At 44.6% G+C, this 4,887-nt stretch carries 5 protein-coding genes and 1 tRNA gene; 5 read left to right on the forward strand and 1 reads right to left on the reverse strand.

The features are described 5' to 3' along the window. Positions 1-285 precede the first annotated feature (285 nt). The 3 genes from ACWVCM_RS16120 (at position 286) to ACWVCM_RS16130 (ending at position 1,670) form a co-directional block, all read left to right on the forward strand. Positions 286-361, forward strand: a tRNA-Thr gene (locus tag ACWVCM_RS16120). A gap of 406 nt (positions 362-767) precedes the next feature. Further along, the gene (locus ACWVCM_RS16125; RefSeq protein ID WP_455202794.1) at positions 768-1,268 is read left to right on the forward strand and encodes a tetratricopeptide repeat protein; all 501 of its coding nucleotides are present in this window, start codon (positions 768-770) and stop codon (positions 1,266-1,268) included. Positions 1,269-1,361: 93 nt separating this feature from the next. Continuing rightward, on the forward strand, positions 1,362-1,670 hold the full coding sequence (locus tag ACWVCM_RS16130) for a DUF3301 domain-containing protein (RefSeq protein WP_455202795.1): 309 nt from the start codon (positions 1,362-1,364) through the stop codon (positions 1,668-1,670). Positions 1,671-2,083: 413 nt separating this feature from the next. Here the strand turns inward: ACWVCM_RS16130 and ACWVCM_RS16135 are convergent, their stop codons facing one another. Then, a complete protein-coding gene (locus tag ACWVCM_RS16135; RefSeq protein ID WP_455202796.1) occupies positions 2,084-2,506 on the reverse strand; it encodes a hemerythrin domain-containing protein in 423 nt (140 codons plus the stop codon). Positions 2,507-2,573: 67 nt separating this feature from the next. Here ACWVCM_RS16135 and ACWVCM_RS16140 point away from each other — a divergent pair, with 67 nt between their 5' ends. Together ACWVCM_RS16140 and ACWVCM_RS16145 are read left to right on the forward strand one after the other, a co-directional pair. Then, complete coding sequence (locus ACWVCM_RS16140) at positions 2,574-4,088, forward strand: fumarate hydratase (RefSeq protein WP_455202797.1); 1,515 nt, start codon at positions 2,574-2,576, stop codon at positions 4,086-4,088. A 337-nt stretch (positions 4,089-4,425) separates the two neighbouring features. Then, a complete protein-coding gene (locus ACWVCM_RS16145) occupies positions 4,426-4,797 on the forward strand; it encodes a hypothetical protein (protein ID WP_455202798.1) in 372 nt (123 codons plus the stop codon). Positions 4,798-4,887: the final 90 nt, after the last annotated feature.

A 4,887-nucleotide genomic window follows, 5' to 3' on the forward strand; every position in this document is an offset into this window, starting at 1 on the left:
CCCCACCACCACTTTTATGATATCGACTCTGGCTCGTTACACGACATCTGTAGTGAAAACCTGGCCATTGAAGGCTTACCCGAACCGCCAGCAGCGATGAAAATAAAAGACATTGATGTCATAGTGCGAGTATCATCAAAAACCCTTTAAGCTTTTCCAGCTCTCTCATTAATAAAATTTTTTACTGCCACACGCACATTACACAACTGTTGTAACTGTTTACCCGTATCTCTTATACTCGTTTCGCCACTCAGGTGAACTAAAACCACCCTGTTCGTTTCACTTGCCGGCGTAGCTCAGTTGGTAGAGCAACGCATTCGTAATGCGCAGGTCGGAGGTTCAAATCCTCTCGCCGGCACCAAAATTTTCGCCAAATACACTACTTAAACGCTTGGTTTTATGGAAATTCACATTAAGACTTATTTCCCACAGTGTAGGGATCTTTGTAATCAAAAACCTACTTACGAATACTTATATTTAATAGTTTTCCCTACTTAGGTAACTAATATTGTTTAATTATTAAACAGCGTTACTAATATCGTTTTTATCAATAAACATATAGATATAAATTACTTCCAATGACAAAAAAGCGGGGGTATCGTCTTCCTCAGACAAACATAACCCATGCCCCCATTTATGTTTGTCAGGCCGCGACGCCGCCCTGTTGCGGCCTTTTTTTTGTCTGCGTTTCTGCGCTTAAACTTTCCTTACACTGTGGTATAGTCCCGAGATAAACGTGCGTCTCAATCGGCTTTTATGGTGTAAAAATGCAGAAAAAATTCATAAAACTTCTTACCATACTACTACTAATACTACTTATTCCCTCTGTAAGTGCGAGCTATGAAGAAGGCCTGAAAGCCGCTGAAAAAGATGATTACAAGACTGCTTTTAAAAAATGGAAAAAACTGGCGCAAGAAGGTGATGTGAAAGTACAGGCCACCGTTGCCGTGCTTTATCACACCGGCCAGGGGGTTACAAAAGACTACAAAAAAGCATTTTACTGGTACAAAAAAGCCGCTGAAAAAGGTAATGCTCAATCACAGGCGAACCTGGGAGTCATGTACGCCAAGGGCACAGGTACCAAGCGCGACATGGTTAAGAGTTTCGCCTGGTACAGTGTGGCTGCAGCCGCCAACAAAGATAAAAAAGTAGGCAATGTACTTTGGGGAATCGATGCGGTTGCCTCCCAGCTATCAAAAAAAGACATGGCGCAAGCGAAGAAGCTGGCCAAGCAATACACGCAAAAATATATTGCCAAGAAGAAGTAACAAAACATAATGATTTGATACCCTAAAATTTTACATACACACCAACCATAAAAACACCGATAAACCAGCGTACCTCACAGCCACCACACTAATATGCAAGGAATATTCTTAATAATTTTTCTTGCAATCATCGCCTGGTATTGGTGGGACACCATGCAAAGCAAGGAATTGGCAAAACATGCCGGTAAACGTGTATGCAAGGAAGCAGGCGTACAATTTCTGGATGACACCGTAGAGAAAAAGAAAATCTGGGTGCGACGCAATGCCCGTGGTCGGCTAGAGTTATGCCGTATTTTCTTTTTTGAATTCGCCACCGATGGCGAGCACCGCTATCAAGGCCGCGTGGTAGTACTTGGCAAATATGTTTCCGATGTTAGTATGGATGCGTATCGTATCTCATAACAAATTTTTTCAAGCATCAGATTTCTCAACTTGCTTTAACGAAGGCTGAGGCCTGTGGCCGAGACCGACGATTTTTCCGAACAAGACCTGGATATTACCAAACAATTACCGAAATAGCGTTATGGCAATGATGTCTCTAGTCAGTTAGCCAACCTTGAATTACGGCTGGATCCAGCCGCTAAGGAACTGGTTAGCTGCCCTGCCCTTTACTGGTAAATGGGTAATTGTCACTTCGTCGTGGCCAAGTTGGAGAAAATGAAGTAGTACATCCAATTCAATTACAAAAGCTCGGAACAGTTTGGTACCGGTATTCGGGCATTCGATGACCTGTTCGAATGTATCATGACATTAATGCGCGTTCAGGCAGACCACGAGTTGAGCAAAGGCGTTACCTGAATCTGCGCTCCATCATTCTATGTGTCGGCTTGCGCACCAATATTAGCAAACCTGCCGTCACTGCCTTTAATGTGCACGATTACCCAGCGATGAAGGAATGAAAAAAATGTATCGGGAACTTCATCGCCACTGAGGGTTTTATAGTTTTCCACCTCGTTCTTCAAATCCAGCAACAGTTCTCGATGCAATAACTTATGTGAACCTGTTTCCCCGTATCCAGCAGTCTGCATGTACTGCTCTTCATCTAAAAAATGTTTCCCGGAAAAGACCACCAGTTTGTCCATCGTCTGCTCTATATGGTTTCTATGCGCTTTTTGCTGGTTGAGCACATAAATTTCTTCCATAATGCCAATCAATGCTTTGTGTTTGTCATTTAAACGGTCAACATTAATCAATAAAACCAAATGCACTGACAGGTGAAAAAATACGCTAACAAACATGACACACCTGTAATATTGTACGAAAATAACCAGGTAATTTAACGCAACCGCTGAACAGGATTGGGGTATGACAATCATACGCAGGAACGACTTCATTCAAAGTATTGCTGATGGCTTCCAATTCATTTCTTATTACCATCCCAGCGACTATATCAAGGCACTTACCGAAGCCTACGAGCAGGAAGAGTCACCCGCTGCCAGGGATGCAATGGCTCAAATACTAATCAATTCACGCATGTGCGCCGAAGGTCACCGGCCTATCTGTCAGGATACCGGCATCGCCATTGTTTTTATTAAAGCCGGCATGGACGTACGCTGGGACACAGACATGAGCATTGAGGAAATGGTTAATGAAGGTGTACGTCAGGCATACACTGATAAAGACAACATATTGCGCGCGTCTATGGTTGCCGATCCGGACGGTAGCCGCACCAATACCATGGACAACACCCCGGCAGTGACCCATGTCGAACTGGTACCTGGCGACAAAGTCGACATCACTGTTGCTGCAAAAGGCGGTGGCTCTGAAAACAAATCAAGATTCGCTATGCTGCTACCCAGTGACAACGTCGTGGACTGGGTGCTCTCGCAAGTGCCAGGCATGGGCGCCGACTGGTGCCCTCCCGGAACACTTTCGCTGGGTATTGGTGGTTCACCGGAAAAAGCCATGCTGATGGCCAAGTGGGCAATGATGGAGCCTGTTAATATCCATGAACTCAAAGCACGCGGTCCATCCACTCATACCGAAGAACTGAGGCTCGAACTTTACGAAAAAGTTAACGCGCTAGGTATCGGTGCCCAGGGGCTGGGCGGCCTCACGACCGTGCTGGACGTCAAAGTGACCGACTACCCCACCCATGCTGCATCAAAACCTGTGGCATTACTCCCCAATTGTGCTGCGACCCGACACGTGCACTTTACATTAAACGGGAGTGGACCGGCTAATTTTGAACCGCCCTCGCTGGATGATTGGCCGAATTTATCGCTGGATTTTTCCAGTAGCCGCAAGCTCAACCTCGACACCGTCAATCGTGATGAAGTGGCCACATTGAAAGCAGGCGATCGTCTACTACTGAGTGGAAAATTACTTACCGGAAGAGACTCGGCACATAAACGGCTTGTAGACCTCATCAACCAGGGCGAAAAACTCCCGGTGGATTTTCAGAACCGTTTCATCTACTACGTGGGCCCTGTCGATCCTGTCCGCGATGAAGTTGTCGGGCCGGCGGGACCGACTACATCATCGCGTATGGACCGTTTTACCGATACCATGCTGGACAAAGCCGGCCTGTTAGGTATGGTGGGAAAATCAGAACGCGGACCAGCCGCTATCGAAGCCATTAAAAAGCATGGTGCCATTTATTGTATCGCCGTTGGCGGTGCGGCATACCTGGTTTCCAAAGCCATCCGCAACGCAAAAGTGCTGGCTTTCCCGGAGTTAGGCATGGAAGCCATTTATGAATTTGAAGTGAAAGACATGCCCGTAATTGTCGCCGTGGACTCCACCGGTAATGCAGTACATCAAACCGGGCCGGCTGAGTGGCGCAGAAAGATCGGCAAAATCCTGATAGCGAATGATTAACTGCCAGCACATTCAAGTTAACGATGAATATTCTGACAGAAGTTCTAACCGATCAGAAAACAACATACGCATATCGAAAAGGTTTAATTTTTCACGCTTATAACTGCTCGTGGGTGCTACTCATTCCAGGTAATCTGATTTAAATATAGAGATTGCAATCATAATCAGCAGCCAATAGAACTATTTTCTATAATCATCTGCTAAACTATAGCTTGTCATCCGACGCATTACTTGTGACAGATAATGTATTACCCCACTTACCATGAACTCCTTAATTAGTGAGTTACTTACAATAGGTCTAGCGGTGGCCATGTTGGGCACTTAACAGGAGAAAACTGTGAGATCATTACTTCTTTGTATAATTTTAGTAAGTTGTATTGGATGCGCCTCGGTAACTAAACAAAAAGTAGATTTTAAACCCACCGATGAATCAGAAATCCTTCAGACCAATAAACTTACCCACTTGTGGTTAGATACCGGATATAGCCGCACAATAGAAATAAATTCAAAATGGAGTCTTGTAGGGAGCATATCAAATAAAAACATCCAGGGAGGAAAAGTCTATAAACCCGTGAACGATGTGCTAACAATTGAGGGAACACAGATATACGAAGCGTATCTTGTGGTTTCCAACGGTAAAATTGTTGGATTTTATCTTCCGGCCTCTTCCAAATATTCTCCACTAAAAAACCAGGTAGAATTTCCATAACCATTTATAAGGAGATTTGTTGTAATGAAAAACTATAAGTTATTATTCATCTGCTTCATCATTGTCCTGGCTTCCGGATGCGCTGCTTCG

It is taken from the genome of Kaarinaea lacus, assembly GCF_975902315.1.

Coding starts and splice junctions, on each gene's coding strand:
- ACWVCM_RS16125 (WP_455202794.1), top strand. CDS start 768: ATGCAGAAAAAATTCATAAAACTTCTTACCATACTACTACTAATACTA.
- ACWVCM_RS16130 (WP_455202795.1), top strand. CDS start 1,362: ATGCAAGGAATATTCTTAATAATTTTTCTTGCAATCATCGCCTGGTAT.
- ACWVCM_RS16140 (WP_455202797.1), top strand. CDS start 2,574: ATGACAATCATACGCAGGAACGACTTCATTCAAAGTATTGCTGATGGC.
- ACWVCM_RS16135 (WP_455202796.1), bottom strand. CDS start 2,506: ATGTTTGTTAGCGTATTTTTTCACCTGTCAGTGCATTTGGTTTTATTG.